Origin of the sequence: Candidatus Acidulodesulfobacterium acidiphilum, assembly GCA_008534395.1 — a bacterium.
Taxonomy (GTDB): domain Bacteria; phylum SZUA-79; class SZUA-79; order Acidulodesulfobacterales; family Acidulodesulfobacteraceae; genus Acidulodesulfobacterium_A; species Acidulodesulfobacterium_A acidiphilum.
Genome location: SHMQ01000007.1, coordinates 30,332 through 48,208, shown reverse-complemented (window position 1 = coordinate 48,208; position 17,877 = coordinate 30,332). Strand labels below are relative to the sequence as shown.

At 34.1% G+C, this 17,877-nt stretch carries 17 protein-coding genes and 1 tRNA gene; 14 read left to right on the top strand and 4 right to left on the bottom strand.

Features of this window, described 5'->3' with window-relative positions; translation table 11 throughout:
* Positions 1-12: 12 nt before the first annotated feature.
* The 3 genes from EVJ48_03960 to EVJ48_03950 are packed head-to-tail and all read left to right on the top strand — an operon-like array spanning position 13 to position 2,399.
* A complete protein-coding gene (locus tag EVJ48_03960; protein RZV39673.1) occupies positions 13-1,206 on the top strand; it encodes a hypothetical protein in 1,194 nt (397 codons plus the stop codon).
* 49 nt (positions 1,207-1,255) lie between these two features.
* Complete coding sequence (locus EVJ48_03955) at positions 1,256-1,759, top strand: hypothetical protein (GenBank protein RZV39672.1); 504 nt, start codon at positions 1,256-1,258, stop codon at positions 1,757-1,759.
* A gap of 28 nt (positions 1,760-1,787) precedes the next feature.
* Positions 1,788-2,399: a hypothetical protein gene (locus EVJ48_03950; protein ID RZV39671.1), complete on the top strand. Its 612-nt coding sequence runs from the start codon at positions 1,788-1,790 to the stop codon at positions 2,397-2,399.
* 5 nt (positions 2,400-2,404) lie between these two features.
* On the opposite strand, the gene EVJ48_03945 is transcribed toward EVJ48_03950, so the two are convergent.
* Together EVJ48_03945 and EVJ48_03940 are read right to left on the bottom strand one after the other, a co-directional pair.
* Positions 2,405-3,937, bottom strand: coding sequence for a DHA2 family efflux MFS transporter permease subunit (locus tag EVJ48_03945; protein ID RZV39670.1), 1,533 nt, complete (start codon positions 3,935-3,937; stop codon positions 2,405-2,407).
* A gap of 96 nt (positions 3,938-4,033) precedes the next feature.
* Positions 4,034-4,735, bottom strand: a complete 702-nt coding sequence (locus tag EVJ48_03940; GenBank protein RZV39669.1) for a hypothetical protein — start codon at positions 4,733-4,735, stop codon at positions 4,034-4,036.
* A gap of 61 nt (positions 4,736-4,796) precedes the next feature.
* Here EVJ48_03940 and EVJ48_03935 point away from each other — a divergent pair.
* From EVJ48_03935 to EVJ48_03910, 6 genes are all read left to right on the top strand, one after another.
* A tRNA-Arg gene (locus EVJ48_03935) sits at positions 4,797-4,873 on the top strand.
* 13 nt (positions 4,874-4,886) lie between these two features.
* Positions 4,887-6,341 carry a phosphoglucomutase/phosphomannomutase family protein gene (locus EVJ48_03930; protein ID RZV39668.1) on the top strand — a complete coding sequence of 485 codons (1,455 nt, stop codon included), beginning with the start codon at positions 4,887-4,889 and terminating at the stop codon, positions 6,339-6,341.
* Between the two features lie 118 nt (positions 6,342-6,459).
* A complete protein-coding gene (locus tag EVJ48_03925; GenBank protein RZV39667.1) occupies positions 6,460-7,761 on the top strand; it encodes a phosphopyruvate hydratase in 1,302 nt (433 codons plus the stop codon).
* A gap of 86 nt (positions 7,762-7,847) precedes the next feature.
* The gene (locus EVJ48_03920; protein ID RZV39666.1) at positions 7,848-8,111 is read left to right on the top strand and encodes a YfhL family 4Fe-4S dicluster ferredoxin; all 264 of its coding nucleotides are present in this window, start codon (positions 7,848-7,850) and stop codon (positions 8,109-8,111) included.
* A 118-nt stretch (positions 8,112-8,229) separates the two neighbouring features.
* Positions 8,230-8,913, top strand: coding sequence for a TIGR00730 family Rossman fold protein (locus EVJ48_03915; protein ID RZV39665.1), 684 nt, complete (start codon positions 8,230-8,232; stop codon positions 8,911-8,913).
* Between the two features lie 36 nt (positions 8,914-8,949).
* Positions 8,950-9,495, top strand: a complete 546-nt coding sequence (locus EVJ48_03910) for a dCTP deaminase (GenBank protein RZV39664.1) — start codon at positions 8,950-8,952, stop codon at positions 9,493-9,495.
* Positions 9,496-9,498: 3 nt separating this feature from the next.
* Here EVJ48_03910 and EVJ48_03905 read toward each other — a convergent pair whose 3' ends face one another.
* Both EVJ48_03905 and EVJ48_03900 read right to left on the bottom strand, forming a co-directional pair.
* Complete coding sequence (locus EVJ48_03905) at positions 9,499-10,296, bottom strand: hypothetical protein (protein ID RZV39663.1); 798 nt, start codon at positions 10,294-10,296, stop codon at positions 9,499-9,501.
* A 63-nt stretch (positions 10,297-10,359) separates the two neighbouring features.
* On the bottom strand, positions 10,360-11,082 hold the full coding sequence (locus EVJ48_03900) for an ABC transporter ATP-binding protein (GenBank protein ID RZV39662.1): 723 nt from the start codon (positions 11,080-11,082) through the stop codon (positions 10,360-10,362).
* A gap of 292 nt (positions 11,083-11,374) precedes the next feature.
* On the opposite strand from EVJ48_03900, the gene EVJ48_03895 reads away from it, so the two are divergent.
* The 5 genes from EVJ48_03895 to EVJ48_03875 all read left to right on the top strand — a co-directional run bounded on the left by EVJ48_03895 (position 11,375) and on the right by EVJ48_03875 (position 17,833).
* Positions 11,375-11,665, top strand: a complete 291-nt coding sequence (locus tag EVJ48_03895) for a co-chaperone GroES (GenBank protein RZV39661.1) — start codon at positions 11,375-11,377, stop codon at positions 11,663-11,665.
* A gap of 52 nt (positions 11,666-11,717) precedes the next feature.
* Positions 11,718-13,358, top strand: a complete 1,641-nt coding sequence (gene groL, locus EVJ48_03890) for a chaperonin GroEL (GenBank protein ID RZV39660.1) — start codon at positions 11,718-11,720, stop codon at positions 13,356-13,358.
* A 261-nt stretch (positions 13,359-13,619) separates the two neighbouring features.
* Complete coding sequence (locus EVJ48_03885) at positions 13,620-14,147, top strand: molybdenum cofactor biosynthesis protein MoaB (protein RZV39659.1); 528 nt, start codon at positions 13,620-13,622, stop codon at positions 14,145-14,147.
* A gap of 24 nt (positions 14,148-14,171) precedes the next feature.
* A complete protein-coding gene (locus tag EVJ48_03880) occupies positions 14,172-14,858 on the top strand; it encodes a hypothetical protein (protein ID RZV39658.1) in 687 nt (228 codons plus the stop codon).
* Entirely contained in the window at positions 14,843-17,833 is a 2,991-nt protein-coding gene (locus tag EVJ48_03875) for a hypothetical protein (protein ID RZV39657.1), read from the top strand. The genes EVJ48_03880 and EVJ48_03875 overlap by 16 nt, the downstream gene beginning before the upstream one ends.
* The last annotated feature ends 44 nt before the right edge of the window (positions 17,834-17,877 follow it).

Below are 17,877 nucleotides of genomic sequence, written 5' to 3'. Positions count from 1 at the left end.
TTAAAAAAAATTATGTATAAAAATTTTATTTATATTGAAGAATACGATATATATCAGTATTTTGACGGCGATAAATCATTTTTTTCGCATGAACGTATCGACGATTATGCAGCCGATTTTGAAATAGAACATGCAGTTTCGATAATATCTAAAAATATAAATTTTTCGATTATACCGGAAAAAAGATTAAAAGACGGTAAAAAATTTTATTTAAGCCGTTACGTAGGAAAATCTTATAAGAACGAATCTTATTTTTTTGCGGATGGTATAAATGGAGGATGCGGATTTTATCATACCCTGCCTTTAAATATTAAAAAATATTATTCGTTATTTAAAGGAATAGATATAGTTATTCCATACGATTTTTTGGTGATAGAGTTTTTAAAAGAAAAATTTAACGGCATTAATCTTAAAAAAGATTTTCTATTTATAGAAAAAACCGACGACGTATATAAAATGATTTTAGTTTCAAACGGTTTTAGCATAATGCCGGTTTTAAGTTTTAAGGCGGATATGTTAATGGATAATCTTAATATTTTGAAAACCAGAATAGATTCCGAAAATATTGGCATTAAAATAGAGCAGATAATTGCCGAATGCGATTGCGCCGATTTTAAAAATTTTTTCGGAAATGTAGAAATATTAAATTTTACGGCTAAAGATTTTTTTGAATATTTTAAAAGCATAAACAAAAATACCCCTCATTTTGAAGATATAGAAATAAAATTTAAAAAAATAGAAGATAAAAAAAATAGGGCAAAAAATATTTATATCGCAGTTTTAATATTTGCTATATTTTTAATGGAAGTGCTGGTTGTATCTTACCGAAAAAAAACATTTTACGAAGTGCAAAAAATAAGAGAAATGAACAAAAAAATTTCCGTTTTATCTTTAAAAATAGATAAAGATAAAAGTAAAATTTTATTTAACGAGGATTTCCCTAAAGTTAATATTGCGAATTATTTAAAAAAATTTTTTGCGATTTTACCGAAAAGCGTCAAAATAAAAAAAATCAATATTATAAAATCGGGAGCAGGATATATTTTTAATGCAACCGTATTTGGTACCGACGGTTATAGGATATTCTCGCATAATTATAATGCGCTATCAAAAAAGTTGGACGGAAAAAAAACTTTAAGCGTTAAATATTTTTTCGACAAATCTGGAAAACCTTCAATGAAATTTTTAGGATTACTAAAAAAATAAATTAAACAAACTAATATTCAAAATACGACAAATTAAAAAATAATACAAAATGAAAAAAATTAAGAACAAAAGGTCGATAATATTAATTTTATTATCTTTAACCTCGGCTTGTATATTGTTTTATGGGTTAATACCTTCTATAAGCTATTTTTATAAATTAAATAAATCATATACTTACGAAAAAAATACTATCAGACAGTTAAAAATTAATATTAAGAAAGATAATAAGATTAAAACTATTAAATTTACGGCTGGAAAACATGAATTTTATAGTTATATGGTGTCTTTTTTATCTTATGCGAGATATTTAAAAGAAAACGGATTTAATATCGGAATTAGCATCCAAAAGACGGAAAATAGGAAAAATGTTCAAGATGTTTATTTAAAAATAACTAACTTTACGGTGGCATTAAGTAATTTTTCGGACATCGATGCCTTATTTTCTTTAATAAAGACGCTTAAATCGTTTCCATTCGAAATAAAAAAAATTAATATTAAATCCGGAAGAAAAATAGATGCAATTATAAACGCCGAACTTATTGGTTTTAAATAAAAATAAATTTTAATAAAAAGAGGGGCTGATGAAATCTAAAGTTAAAAAATTTGCGGTTATTATTTTTGCATTTTTTATATTTATAACGGTGCTATCGACGTTAAGCAGACTAAAATCGGGAAATAATAAAAAAATAAATATTTTGCATAATACGTCTTGTAAAAATAAAAAAATTACTAAGCTCAATTTAAGCGTTAAAGGTAAATATACAGACCTGAAAGCTGAATCTACGGAATTATCTAAAAAACCGCTTAAAGATATTTTTAGTATTCCGAATAAAAAATACGAAAATTACAGCAGACTTTTTATTTTGCACTCAAAGTCACAAAAAAATGTAGTCGCGGACTACGTTGCAAAACCGGCGCCGTATCTCATTAACGCAAATAGCGGTTTTAATAAAGGCGGAAATTTAAGCAACGTCGTTAAAAATTTGAAATTTAAAGGATTTTCAGGCAAAAATAAACGGACAGTGGTTTTAATATTTACGGGCGGCAATACTGCTTTGGTAGCAATAAACGGTAAAAAACATTATATTCATACGGGAGAAAATATAGGCGGTATTTTTATTTTAAAAGTCGAGCCTTCAAAAATAATTTATACGCGTAAAGGGAAAATTTTATATAAATATTTAAATGATTAACGATATTAACGATGTATCTTATTTTTTAACATAAGAGCCGGTATTATTCCTATAAGGCATATGACTCCCGCAACGACAAATACGTCGTCGTAAGATTGGACGGTCGCAAACATTTTAACTACGGAGTCTATAAAACCCATGCCCGGATTAATTTTTGCCGAATTAGCTATGACTGCGGTATTAGCCTTAAAAAGCCCATTACTGCCAAACGTCGATTTCATTTTAATAAAAGTATTGTTTTTGTAGTTTATTTTATCGCCGTATCTTGTAAGATAATAAACCTTTTTTGTAGCCAGATAGTTTGCAAAATAAGCGATGCCGAAGCCGGAAGCAAGTCTCATGGTTATAGGCAGCAGACCGGAAGCTTCAGGTATCTGGTCTTTTTTGACCGAATTTAATCCTGCGCTCATAATGGGCGAATATAGCATGCCAAGCCCTATGCCTCTTATAATTGAAGGATATATTATATCGTAGAGGCTTGACTGCGTTGAAAGATTCCAATATAAAAAGAGGGAGATAGCCGTCGTCAGCATACCGAAAACAATAAAATATTTTGGGCCCCATTTATCTGCCATTTTACCGAAAACGGGAGCCGATAATGCAACGGCTATCGCCGACGGCATCATAATAAGACCGGTCATATAAGGCGTGTAATCCATAATGTTTTCCAAAAAGACGGGCATAATAAACAACGAGCCGAACAAGGCTATAGCCCTTACTGCATTAATAGACGTTATTAAAGTAAAATTATAATTTTTAAATATTTTAAAATCTATTAATGGACGAGAAATAAACGGTTCAAATAAAAAGAACATAAAAAACCCTGCGGCGCTTAAAATTTCGCAGATATGAATGTAGCTTGAATCCCATCCTTTATTCTGTCCTTCATTAAAAGCTACGAGCATGAATGCTATAGCTATCGCAAAAAAAGCAAAACCTAAAAAATCAAAATTTGCTTTAAAATTAATTCCTTTATGGTCATCTTCCATAATTATGAGTATCCCTATAAGAGTTATTACCGCAATAGGAGCATTCACGAAAAATACCCACCTCCATGTAAGATGGTCGGTAATCCAGCCGCCTAAGGTAGGACCGATAGCCGGAGCCGCCATTGCTCCGATACCCCATATTCCCATCGCCCTTCCTCTTTCATGCGGTTCAAAAACCTTGCCCATAAGCGCTAATCCAAGAGGCGCAATACCTCCGCCCGAAAGCCCCTGTATGACACGGAATGTTATCAGCATATTTATAGAGGTGGCAAAACCGCAAGCCACGGAAGAAATAGTAAAAAATATTATGCTAAGGACAATAGGTATCTTTAACCCTATTTTTCTTATTATGAATGTTATAGGCATAATTATTATTGCCGTAGCCACGTTATAAGCTATCATTACCCAGTCGACGTCTTCAAGATTTACGCCTAAGCTTGACATAATTTTCGGTATAGCTATAGTTACTATACTCATGTCGAGCATAACCATAAAGAAAAACGCTACGAGTAACAATAAAATCAAATTTTTATATTCTTTAGAGTACATAAATTAAATTTTACCATATAGTGACTTAATAGTCATTAATTTTATAAGACTTAATTAAAAAAATCATTTTAATAAAATAATTGAAAAATTAGAAAATTATAAAAGGTTAAATTCCACGCAGTTAATAGATATTATCTGTATTATCGATATTATATTGGAATGATAAATTACATGACCTCCGTTTTGAATATCGCTTTTTTCGTCAGATATAATATATATATAGAATTCGTTAATTATTTTGTTTCCAAGCGATATTATTTTATGTAGCTTCTCCATTAATATTTTCTTTCTTTCTTTTATATCTCCATGGTTTATCTCCATAAAAAAAGTATCTATATTTTCCTTAAAAAAAGCGCTCAGGTAAAGACATAACTCCGGTATATAAGTTTGAACTTTAAGCACGGGATATTTATATAATTCGTTTATATTTAATTTTATTAATTCTAAATTATTGTAAATATTTTTCATGTTTTCCGTAAATTTTATTATACGCAGTGTTTTGTATATTATATTTAATTGCTTAATCTTTTTTTTCTTAAATACCGGTTTGAAAAATATTATTTCGTCTTTTTCCAATATTTTTAGCGATAAAGTGTTAATTTCTTCGCATATAATATCAAATTCATTCTTACTTATATTGAAAAAAAAATCCTTTATACCGCTGTCATGTATTTTGTAATTATTTGTGATGACCTCGTTTAAAATTCCTTCTATATTTTGTTCGACGATATAAGCCAGTTTTGTAGCGTTAGAATTCAATAAATACAATAGTATATTTTTTTTATTTTTTTTCCCCATACATATATTATATAATATATGTAAAATTTTAATTTTCTATTAAGCAATGCTAATTTATTTAGTGTCCGTAGCTCATCTGGACAGAGTGCAGGACTCCGACTCCTGAGGCAGCGGGTTCGAATCCCGCCGGACACACCACATACGGTGGCTTGTGAATAATATATTAATAAATTTTGGTACCGACGGATATAGAGGAGTAATAGGCGATAATTTTACATTTGAGCATGTCGGCCGTATCAGTTGTGCGCTTGGAGAGTATTTAAAATCAAATTCTTCCAAGAAGGTGGCAATAGGATACGATACACGTTTTTTGTCTAAAGAATTTGCCTTGAAGTCGGCAGAATCGCTTGAGTCCGTCGGGATAGATGCGACGTTAAGCGATAATTTTTGTCCGTCCCCGGTTTTATCTTATTTTGTAAAGAATAAAGGATATGACGCCGGTATAATGATTACCGCCAGCCATAATCCGTTTATGTTTAACGGTTTGAAATTTAAAAGCCGTTTCGGCGCTTCTATGCTTCAATCCGAAGTTAAAAAAATTGAAAAAATAGCAAATGAAGACGGAAAGAAATACGGCAAAGAATATAATAAATTTAAAAAAAATATTTATAATTTTCAATATGCGGATTTTAAAAAAGATTATATTAAAAGGATAATTGATTTAACTGGTGTCAATAGAGTATTGTCTAATTCAGATAAGGATTTTTTAAAATCGTTATACGTAGTGATAGACCCTATGTACGGTGCCGGAATAGGTTACTTGTCCCTTATATTAAAAGATTTTTCCGTTAGCCATTCCTCCGTCAATAATATCGTTAATCCCGCTTTTCCCGGTTTAAACCCAGAGCCTATAGACGCCAATCTTAATAAATTAAAATTTTCCGTAAAAAAAAGGGGGAATAAAAATAAATTTGCGGTTGGTTTCGCTACGGATGGGGATGCAGACAGAATTGGGGCGGTGGACGACAGGGGAAATTTTATCGATTCGCATAAAATTTTTACTATAATTTTAAATTATCTTATAGAAGAAGGTTTTTCCGGAAGCGTAGTCAAGACCGTTTCGGTATCTAAATCTATCGGCGATATTTGCGGTAAAAACGGAATTAAGCTGTATGAAACGCCTATAGGTTTTAAAAATATAGCCGAGCTTATGATAAAAGACGGCAGCGACGTATTTATAGGCGGAGAAGAGTCGGGCGGCATAGGAATCGCTTCGCATTTGCCGGAAAGAGACGGTATATTTAATGCATTGATGCTTTTAAAAATTATGGTTGTTAAGCAAAAGAACTTAAACGAACTATTAAACGATATTTTTGGAGAAAATTATCCGTATATATATAAACGCGTCGATATCAAAATAAACGATACGAAAAAACTAATTCTTATTGAAAAACTTAAAGCGGAAGATTTCAGCCTGCCTTTTAAGAATAAAATTACTAATCTTAATTTTAAGGACGGATTTAAATTTGAATATAACGACGGATCATGGCTGCTGATACGCCCTTCCGGAACGGAACCTGTTCTAAGAATTTACGCAGAGAGTAAAGACGAAAAGTTGACGGATTACCTTATAAATCAAACGATTAAAGAAATAAACGCTTTATAGGCTATAAAAAAATAAAAGAAAATATTTTTAAAACATAAAAAAAGTGGTATAATGTTTAAGATTTTTTAAAAATTAATCTAATAATTGAATTTAATTAACTTTTAGGGGACGTTGCAATATGAGCGAAATAGTAGATATTAAAGGAAGACAAATTTTGGATTCCAGAGGAAATCCGACTATAAGCGTAAAAGTTTCTTTGGAGAGCGGAGTAAGCGGTTCAGCCTGCGTGCCGTCCGGCGCTTCCACCGGCGAATATGAAGCTTACGAAAAAAGAGACAACGATAACTCGCTTTTCGACGGAAAATCAGTTCATTCCGCGGTAGAGGGAATTAACGATATAATAGCAAAATCTCTTAACGGAATCGAAAGTTATTCGCAGAGGCTTATAGACGACATCATGATAAATCTCGACGGCACCCAAAATAAATCTAATCTTGGCGCAAATGCTATTTTAGCGGTGTCGCTTGCGTCTGCCGCCGCTTCGGCGAATGAATTGGAGATACCCCTTTATCGTTATTTAGGCGGAGTTAACGCTCATGTAATGCCGGTTCCGATGATGAATATTTTGAACGGCGGAAAACACGCGAATAATTTACTTGACTTTCAGGAATTTATGATAGTACCCGCCGGCGCCAAATCTTTCGAAGAGGCGTTGCGAATGGGTGTAGAAGTTTACCAAAAACTCAAGAAGGTTTTAGACGAGAAAAAAATGCCTACTTCGGTGGGCGACGAAGGCGGTTTTGCGCCTCATCTTCAGAATAATATGGAAGCAATAACGCTCATAATGGAAGCTATCGAAAAAGCGAGATATCAACCAGGCAAAGATATATTCATTGCCCTTGATCCGGCGGCAAGCGAATTTTATGATAACGGAAAATATGTTCTTAAAGAGGCAGGTAAAAAAACCGTATTGGAATCGGACGAAATGGTGGCTATGTATGCAGGCTACGTGGAAAAATTTCCTATTATATCAATAGAAGATGGTATGGCTCAGGATGATTTTAACGGCTTTTCTATGTTGTTAAAGGAAATTGGAAATAAAGTCCAGATAGTCGGCGACGACCTTACCGTGACTAATCCCATCCGCATTAAAAAGGCTATGGATTCCCATTCTATAAATTCGGTCCTGATTAAATTAAATCAGATAGGTTCTTTGTCTCAGACGTTGGATGCTATAGAATTAACTCAGAAAAACAATATGACGGCCGTTATTTCCCACAGATCGGGGGAGACGGAAGATACCTTTATTTCCGATCTTGCGGTCGCGGTTAATTCGGGATTAATTAAGACCGGAGCGCCGGCGCGTTCGGAAAGAGTCGCGAAATACAACAGGCTTTTACAAATAGAAGAGGAACTCGGTTCTAATTCTTCATATTTGGGATTGAAAGCTTTTAAAGGAGCAGGAGATCGTTTAAGTTAATCAAATTCATTAGCTTAATTAAACTTTATTTAGTCGTTTTTAGCAGTAAAAATAAAAATAAATTAAAAAAAATTAAGGAGGTTTTTATGGCTTTTGTAATTACCGATGAATGTATTGCATGCGGGGTTTGCGTTCCCGAATGTCCAAATAATGCTATTTCCGAGGGTGACATATATGTTATAGATCCCAGCCTTTGCACGGAATGTTATGGGTATTTCGATACTCAGCAGTGTGCGTCCGTATGTCCGGTAGATTGCTGTATTCAGGACGACAACCATAAAGAGTCTAAAGATGAATTGAAAGCTAAAGCATTAAAGGCTCATCCAGATAAAAAAGACTGGAAATTTTAATGTATAAAACCAATCAAATTTAATCTTATTTAAAAGCAGAGGGGAAACCGTTAAATTTATAAATTAATATTTAAATGTTTTACCTCTGCTTTTCCTTTAAAATTTTTTAAAATAAATTATGCCTATTAAAAAAGAAGATATAAAAAGATACGAACTAAATTCGTTTGACCATACGGAACCATGGCGGCTTTTTAGGATTATAGGGGAATTTGTGGACGGGTTCGATATATTGCCGTCGGTATGTCCGGCTGTAACTATATACGGAAGTGCAAGAGTAAAGGAAAATGAAGAAGTATATTTACAAACTAAAGAATTGGCTCATAAATTAGCTTTAAAGGGTTTTTCCATAATTTCAGGCGGAGGTCCGGGAGTAATGGAAGCCGCAAACAGGGGATGCAGGGAAGCCAAGGAACAGCACGGTTTAAACGTGAGTTCGGTAGGATTAAATATTAAACTTCCGCATGAGCAGACCCTTAACAAATTTGCCGACGTAACTTTAGAGTTTAAATATTTTTTCGTAAGAAAAGTTATGCTTGTAAGATATGCTTCCGCATATATTATGATGCCCGGAGGTTTCGGAACTTTAGACGAACTTTTTGAAACCGTAGAATTGATTCAGACCGGTAAAACAAAACCTTTTCCGGTAATTTTATACGGCTCTGACTATTGGAAAGGATTAATAGACTGGATTAAAAGCAATACTTTAAAAAAATCTTATATTTCCTCAAAAGATTTTGATATAATTAAAATCATGGATGATCCGGACGAAATAACCGATTTTATTTTAAACTTTAATTTATAAATTAACATTAATAATTTATAAAAAATATTTTAATATATGATTAAAAACGACAAATGGATCGAAGAAAAAGCTAAAGAAGGGATGATAAGCCCTTTTGAAAGTTCACAAGTAAGAAACGGAGTTATATCTTACGGCGTTTCTTCCTTCGGTTATGATTTGCGTATATCAAACGAATTTAAAATATTTACTAATATCAATAATACGGTAGTCGATCCTAAAAACTTCGATTCGAAGTCTTTTATAGACCTAGTATCGGACGTCTGCATAGTTCCGCCTAATTCTTTTGCGCTCGGCAGATCGGTTGAATATTTTAAAATACCAAGAAACGTGGTCACCATATGCCTCGGCAAATCTACATATGCCAGATGCGGTATAGTAGTTAACGTTACACCGTTTGAACCGGAATGGGAAGGATACGTTACCTTGGAAATATCTAATACCACCCCGCTTCCCGCTAAAATTTACGCCAATGAAGGTATTGCCCAGGTTCTTTTTTTTGAAGGCGAAGAGCCTAGGGTTTCCTATAAAGACAAAAAAGGCAAATACCAGTCTCAGGTCGGCATAACCCTGCCGAAACTTTAAAATTTATTTTATAACTCTTTTTTTTATAAAATAAACCGATGCATAAAAAAATATAAGCGCAAATAATATAATTATCGACAAATAGGAAAATAACAAAACCGGATTAATTTTGCCTTCGTCAAGCATTCTCATTATACTTACGGTGTAATATAGAGGCATAATATAAACGAAATATCTGATTAAATAAGGTAGGGAAGAAACAGGATAAAATACGCCGGAGAATAAAAACATAGTAGATATTGCTATAGTAAAATAATAGGAAAAAAAGTCGTACGACGGCGAAAATGATGTTATTAACAGCGATAACGAAGAAAACAATATCCCGTTTAGAACGATGACAATAGGGATAATAAGAGCCGCAGGCGATATTATCCACCCGAAAACCGCTCCGATTATCAATACGGCGGTTCCGCTCATAAAAGCTTTTGCCGTTCCCCAAAGAATCTCGCCGGAAACTATGTCTTCTATGCCTATGGGGGTAAGTAAAATTGCCTGATAAATCCCGTTCGTAACCATTCTCGTATATGCGCCGAAAGTCGATTCGAATGCCGCCGCATACATTGAAGAAGAGGCAATTATTCCCGGAACTATATATTTAACGTAAGATATTCCGTTTATATTATGGATAAATCTGCCTATTCCAAATCCTAAAGCGGCAAGATATAAAAGCGGCTCAAGAATATCTCCTATTATGCCGGGTTTGTAATATTTTAGCCATACTAAATAGTTACGGTAAAAAACGGTAAATAAACTTTTGCTTAAATTTGAATTTGTTTTGTTTACTTTTTTTAAAAGTTCCATTTATAACCATTTTGTGGCAGGGACAGAGTTAAATTCTGTCCCTGCTGTTTGTTAATGATGAATTTATGTTTTTGTGATGTCAAGAAAAATTTCTTCCAAAGATTTTTTATTAAGGGTAATTTCGCTAATAGCGCCGTTAAAAACGATATTGCCGTGATTTAATATTATAATGTTTTTAAAAAGCCGTTCCGCTTCTTCCATATAATGCGTGGACATAAGAATAGTAACCCCGTTCCTATTTAATGCCTTAAGTTTTTCCCATATATTTTGCCTGTATTCGGGATCTAATCCGCTTGTAGGCTCGTCTAATATAATTAAGGACGGATTGTTGATTAATGCTCTGGCAATCATAAGCCGTCTTTTTAATCCGCCGGAAAGTTCCGAAACTTTAAAATATTTTTTTTCGCCCATATCGAAAAAATTTAGAAGTTCGTTTGCGCGCCTGCGAGATTCGACGCCGGTAATTCCGAAATATTTTGAATATACGGTCAGATTATCGTTAACGGACAGATCTTCGTCTAAATTATCTTCCTGCGGGACTATTCCTAAAGAATATTTAATTTTTTTATAATTATATAAAAAATCCAATCCGTTAATAGAAATATTTCCGGAATCAGGAATTACTATTCCGTATAAAATTTTTAAAAGAGTGGATTTTCCTGCGCCGTTGGGACCTATTAATCCAAAAAAATCACCGTATTTAATTTTAAAACTAACTTCGCTTAAGACCTTTAAGCGATTAAAGTTTTTTGTTAAGCCGTTTATTTCGAGAATATATTTTTCCATTTAATTCAATTATATCACTTTTAAATTGACGATAAAATAAAAAAATAAAATTGAAAATATAAGTAAAACGTAATAAAATTACAAATAATCGAAAAATATAAAGAAAATATCGATTATTTATCTGTCAATATAAAATATCTTAAATTAATTACAAAATAGTTAAAGATTTATGATATTGTTTTTTTAAAAGCATAAGTGTATATTAAAAAGGTTAGCACTCAAAGCTAATAAGTGCTAAAAATTTTAATTTTGTTTATGAATTAAATTAAATTTAAATAAGGAGAAGAAGTTTATGAAAGTTAAACCATTGCAAGACAGAGTCTTAGTAGAAAGACTTCAGGAAGAAGAAAAAACTAAGGGAGGATTATTTATTCCTGATTCTGCGAAAGAAAAGCCTATGCAGGGCAAAGTCGTCGCTGCGGGAAACGGCAGAATTTTAGAAGACGGGAAAAAAATCCCGATGGACGTTAAAGTAGGCGATATCGTTTTATTTGCAAAATATTCAGGAAACGACGTAAAAATTGACGATAAGGAATATCTTATTATGAAAGAAGACGACATCTTGGCTATAGTAGAAAAATAAGAAATTTTAAAATTTAATAATTTAAATTCAAATTTAAAGGAGTAAAATAATTATGGCAAAAGAATTAAAATTTTCAGCGGAAGCCAGAGCCGAAATTCTTACCGGCGTCAATGCGCTTGCAGATGCCGTTAAAGTTACGCTTGGACCCAAAGGAAGAAACGTAGTAATTGAAAAATCTTTCGGTTCGCCTACAATTACGAAAGACGGCGTTACGGTAGCAAAAGAAATAGAATTGTCCGATAAGTTCCAAAATATGGGCGCCCAGATGGTAAAAGAAGTAGCTTCTAAAACATCGGATACAGCCGGTGACGGAACGACTACCGCAACAGTTTTAGCTCAGGCTATATATAAAGAAGGCGTTAAATACGTTACCGCAGGAGCCAGCCCCATTTATGTTAAAAGAGGAATAGACAAAGCCGTAGAAGAAATCGTAAAAGAACTTAAAAAGATATCGAAACCGATACAGGATCAAAAAGAAATAGCTCAGGTAGGCACGATATCGGCAAACAATGACGAAACTATCGGTTCTATTATTGCCGAAGCTATGGATAAAGTAGGCAAAGAAGGCGTTATAACCGTAGAAGAAGCAAAAAGCATGGAGACCACCCTTGAAGTAGTCGAAGGAATGCAGTTTGACAGGGGTTATTTATCTCCTTATTTTGTAACCGACTCGGAAAGAATGGAATGCGTTCTCGACAATCCGTATGTTTTGATTAACGAAAAGAAAATCTCCGCAATGAAAGATTTATTGCCGATTCTTGAGCAGATTGCAAAGTCCGGCCGTCCGTTTATTATAATAGCCGAAGAAGTAGAAGGAGAAGCTCTTGCTACGCTTGTCGTTAATAAATTAAGAGGCACTTTAAACTGCTGTGCCGTTAAAGCCCCGGGCTTTGGCGACAGAAGAAAAGCTATGCTCGAAGACATAGCGGTATTGACCGGCGGTCAGGTAATTTCCGAAGATATAGGCGTTAAACTCGAATCTATTACTCTTAAGGATCTCGGACAGGCGAAGAGGATTACGGTAGATAAAGACAATACGACGGTAGTGGACGGCTCAGGTTCTAAAGCCGATATAGAAAAAAGAGTCAAACAAATTAGAGCGCAGATTGAAGAATCTACCTCGGATTACGATAAAGAAAAACTTCAGGAAAGACTTGCAAAATTAATCGGCGGAGTTGCCGTGATTAACGTAGGCGCGGCTACCGAAACAGAGATGAAAGAAAAGAAAGCCAGAGTCGAAGATGCTTTACATGCTACGAGAGCGGCGGTAGAAGAAGGAATAGTTCCCGGAGGCGGCGTTGCGCTCTTAAGAGCCGCTAAATCTATAGATAATATCAAAGGCTCAAACCACGATGAAGAATCCGGCATTAAAATAATTAAAAGAGCCGTTCAGGAGCCTTTAAGGATGATTTCTGAAAATGCAGGAGTAGAAGGTTCTATCGTAATTGATAAAGTTCTTGCTAACGACGGAGCTGCTTTTGGATATAATGCAGCAGCCGATAAATACGAAGACCTCATCAAAGCCGGTATTATAGACCCGACTAAAGTTGAAAGGACTGCTCTTCAGAATGCAGCAAGCGTTGCATCTCTTATGCTGACTACGGAAGCAATGATAGCCGACAAACCCGAAGAGAAACCTGCGGCAGGAATGCCCGGCGGAATGCCCGGCGGCGGAATGGGCGGAATGTATTAATTGATGCCGCTTAGAATAAATAAATTGCTGTTTAAATAAACAAACAAGTGCCGAAAATATTTTAAACTTAAGTATTTTCGGCACTTTTGTTTTATATAAAAAAATAAAGAAAAAAGTGTCAGATTTTATTTTATTCACACGAAAAGAAACAATTAACGATAAAAGATGTTGCATGAAATTAATCTGACTTTTTTTTAATGCAGGTATAACAGGTATAAGAAAATTGACATTTTTCGCTTATTAGTTTAAAATTTATGTAATATGGGGCATATCGAGCATAAAAAAAATATTAACGCTAACAAGCCGCTTAACGTTTATATTATAACGCTGAGCGACTCAAGAAAAGAAAGCGAAGACGAAAGCGGAGATTATATAAAAAAAGCGCTTGCGTCGGCAGGACATGAAGTATCGGGCTACGCTTTAATAAAAGACGACGAAGATTTACTTGAGAGCTTAATCGTCAAGGTTTGCGGTGCGGAACATAAGCCGAAAATCGATTCTGTTATTATAAACGGCGGAACCGGCGTTTCTTACAAAGACATAACTTACGAAACATTAAAAAATATATACGATAAAGAATTATACGGTTTTGGGGAGCTGTTCAGGAGTTTAAGCTATAACGAAATAGGTACCTCCGCAATAATGTCCCGCGCTTCCGCAGGGATATACAACGGAAAGGTAATTTTTTCCGTTCCCGGTTCTATTAATGCCGTAACGCTTGCTATGAATAATATAATCCTTAAAGAAATGGGACATCTTTATTATGAAATTTCAAAACACCTTTCTTAAAATAACAACCTTAAAATAATATATATGATAAATATAAAAGTAAGATTATTTGCCGCTTTAAAAGAATTAATAGGGAAAAATTTATTAGATTTTACCGTAAAAGAAGGTTCATCGGTAAAAGATATTATTTCAATAATGGAAACAAGTTATCCCGACATAAAAAATATTCTTAAAGTATCTAAGTATGCCGTTAATCAGGAATATGCCGACGCCGGAAAAAAATTGTCGGAAGGAGACGAAATCACGGTTATTATGCCGGTAAGCGGCGGAGTTTCCTCTTTTTATTCTATTGCGGATGCCGCTTTTAATATTAAAATAACGGCTGAAAGAATAAACTGCAATGAAGTTCTTGATTTTGTTTCCGATTCTTCCTCTGGTTCCGTGCTTTTATTTAACGGAACGGTAAGAGATAATGAAGACGGAAAACCGGTAGAGTATCTTTACTATGAAGCTTATGAAGAAATGGCGGTTAAAGAAATCAAAAAGTTGATAAAAGAAGCGTTTAACAAATATAATATATTAAAAGTTTGCATAGTACATAGAACCGGAAAAATGGAAATTGGAGAAATATCCATCTCCATTGGCGTTTCAAGTCCGCACAGGGAAGATTCTTATCTGGCTTCAAAATTTTTAATAGACGCAATAAAAGAGACTGTTCCTATATGGAAAAAAGAAATATTCGAAGAAGGCGGTAAGTGGAAAAGAATATGAAGGAAAAGCTTTATCTTGGGATAGATATAGGTTCTACTACAGTTAAATTTGCAATTTTAGACGATAAACTTAATCTTATAAAGAAAGACTACATAAGGTCTAACGGCGAATCAATAAAAACGGCTTATGACGTTTTAAAAAAAATATTCGAAGAATATCCTGAAAACCTTTTTGCCGGAATAGGGGCTACCGGTTCCGGTTCGCGGACGTTAGGCGAAGTTTTAGGTATTCCTAACATAAATGAATTAGTAGCGCAGACGGAAGCAGTAAAATATTTTTATCCGAATGTTAAAACCGTAATAGAAATCGGTGGGCAGGACTCCAAATTTTTAATGCTAAGGAAAAACGAAGAAACCGGTCGAATATTTTTGGAAGACTTCGGCTTAAACGATTTATGCGCGGCTGGCACCGGTTCTTTTCTAGACCAACAGGCGGAAAGACTTCATATAAGCATAGAAAACGAATTCGGCAATATGGCGCTTGAGTCTAAAAATCCGGCTAAGATTGCGGGAAGATGCACGGTTTTCGCAAAGTCGGATATGATACATCTTCAGCAGGTTTCTACGCCTATATCAGATATTGTTGCAGGATTATGTTATGCGGTCGCAAGAACTTTTATAGGAACCGTAGCAAAAGGTAAAAAGTTTGAAAAACCGGTTATATTTCAAGGCGGAGTTGCATTTAATAAAGGTATGATAAGAGCCTTTAAAGATATTCTCGGGCTTAAAGAAGGCGAACTTATAATACCGGAGCATCATACCGTTATGCCGGCTATAGGCATAGCTATAATTTCGCGTGACGAAAAAGATTTTAAATTTAACGGCTTGGAACCTCTAAGGGAATTTATAGAAAAAGACAAATCTTCCGGCAGATATAGGGAAAGATTGAAATCCATGCAATTTGCGGATGAAAAGTTTAATAATGCGGAAATGGATAGTTTAACTTCCCTTAAATCTCTTTCCGGTCTCAATATTCCGGTTTATATAGGCATAGATACCGGTTCCGTTTCAACCAACGTAGTTTTATTAGACGAAAATAAAAATCTGTTAGTTAAAAAATACAAAAAAACAAACGGCAAACCAATTGAAATAGTAAGAGACACTCTTTACGAAATTTATCTTGAATTACAAAATTTCAATATAGAAGTTACGGTAAAAGGGGTGTGTACGACCGGCTCCGGACGCTATTTAATAGCCGATTACGTAGGCGCCGACATCGTAAAAAATGAAATAACGGCACAGGCCGCGGCGTCTATATTTATAGACAAAGACGTCGATACAGTTTTTGAAATAGGCGGACAGGATTCAAAATATATCAGGATTCAAGACGGCGTAGTAGTGGATTTTGAAATGAATAAAGCATGCGCGGCAGGCACCGGTTCATTCCTTGAAGAACAGGCTTTAAAACTTAATATCGATATTATAAAAGAATTTTCGGATAAAGCCTTTAACGCCGAAAGTTCTTGCAATCTCGGCGACAGATGCACCGTATTTATGGAATCCGACCTTGTTTCGCATCAGCAGAAAGGGGCAAATAAAGACCAGCTTATAGCGGGATTAGCTTATTCAATAGTCGAAAATTATTTAAATAAAGTAGTTCTTGGAAAACCTGTGGGTAAACATATACTTTTTCAAGGAGGCGTAGCTTTAAATAAAGCAGTAGTAAGCGCTTTTGAAACGCTTCTCGGAAAAAAAATTATAGTTCCGCGGCATAATGAAGTAACGGGAGCTATAGGTAGCGCGTTAATAGCTTTTACCAATAATTCCGAGTCTAAGTTTGTCGGTTTCGATTTAAGAAACAGGAAATATACGCAGGAATCTTTTGAATGTTTAAAATGTTCAAATTTATGCGACGTTAATAAAGTAGTTGTTGAAAATGAACCTGCACATTATTACGGAGCAAGATGCGACATATTTGAAGTAGATAAAGCCAAAACGAAAAAAGGAGATAATTTTTTTAAGTATAGAAAGGAACTCTTGTTAGAAGGATATTCCGACTCTAATGAATCCGATTATTCTAAACCGCGCATTGGTATTCCTTTCTGCCTCGAAACCTACGATCTTTTTCCATTTTATAACGAATTTTTTAGTAGTTTAGGTTTTAACGTTATTTTATCTACGGAAACAAATAGAAATATAATAAATTCATCTAATATGCTTTCCGTTACCGATACGTGTTTTCCTGTAAAATTAGTAGCTGGTCACGTAAAGAATCTGATAGAAAAAAAAATAGAAGCGGTTTTTTTGCCGGCATTAGTTAACAGGGAAAAAAATCATGATTTTCAAGAAAATACATTTCAGTGTCCTTATATACAGGGAGTGCCGTTTATAGCCAGATCGTTGATAGAGCTTAACAAAATACATGTTATTTCGCCGGAAGTAAGATTGTTCGGCGTTAAACATGATTATGACTTGACGATCGACCATTTTTTAAAAAATCTTAAAAAATTCAGTATATCTAAAAATAAAATTATTACCGCTTTCGATAAAGCGCTTAATAAGCAGAAACTATTTTATGAAAGATTAAAAACAAAAGGCAAGGAAGTATTAGAAAGTTATGATGATATTACGGTGCTTATAGGAAGGACTTATAATACTCAGGACGAAGGAATTAATCTTTCGATATCCAATAAAATTGCTTCTCTCGGCAAAACAGTCATGCCTATGGATTTTTTAGATATAGAGGGCGTTTCTATTTATGAAGAACACGACAACATGTTCTGGCATTCGGGACATAAAATTTTGTCGGCAGCTAAAATAGTCATGGATAATCCGAAATTGAATGCAGTTTATATTACTAATTATGCATGCGGCCCCGACTCTTTCATAAAAAACTTCTTTGCTGAATATATGAAACATAAACCTTATCTTGAAATAGAAATAGACGAGCATAATGCCGATGCCGGTTACGTTACGAGATTGGAAGCTTTTTACGACAGCATTAAAGATTTTAAAATAAAACCTGAAAACGTTTGACATTTTTTTTATATTATATAATAATTAATACTATATAATAATTT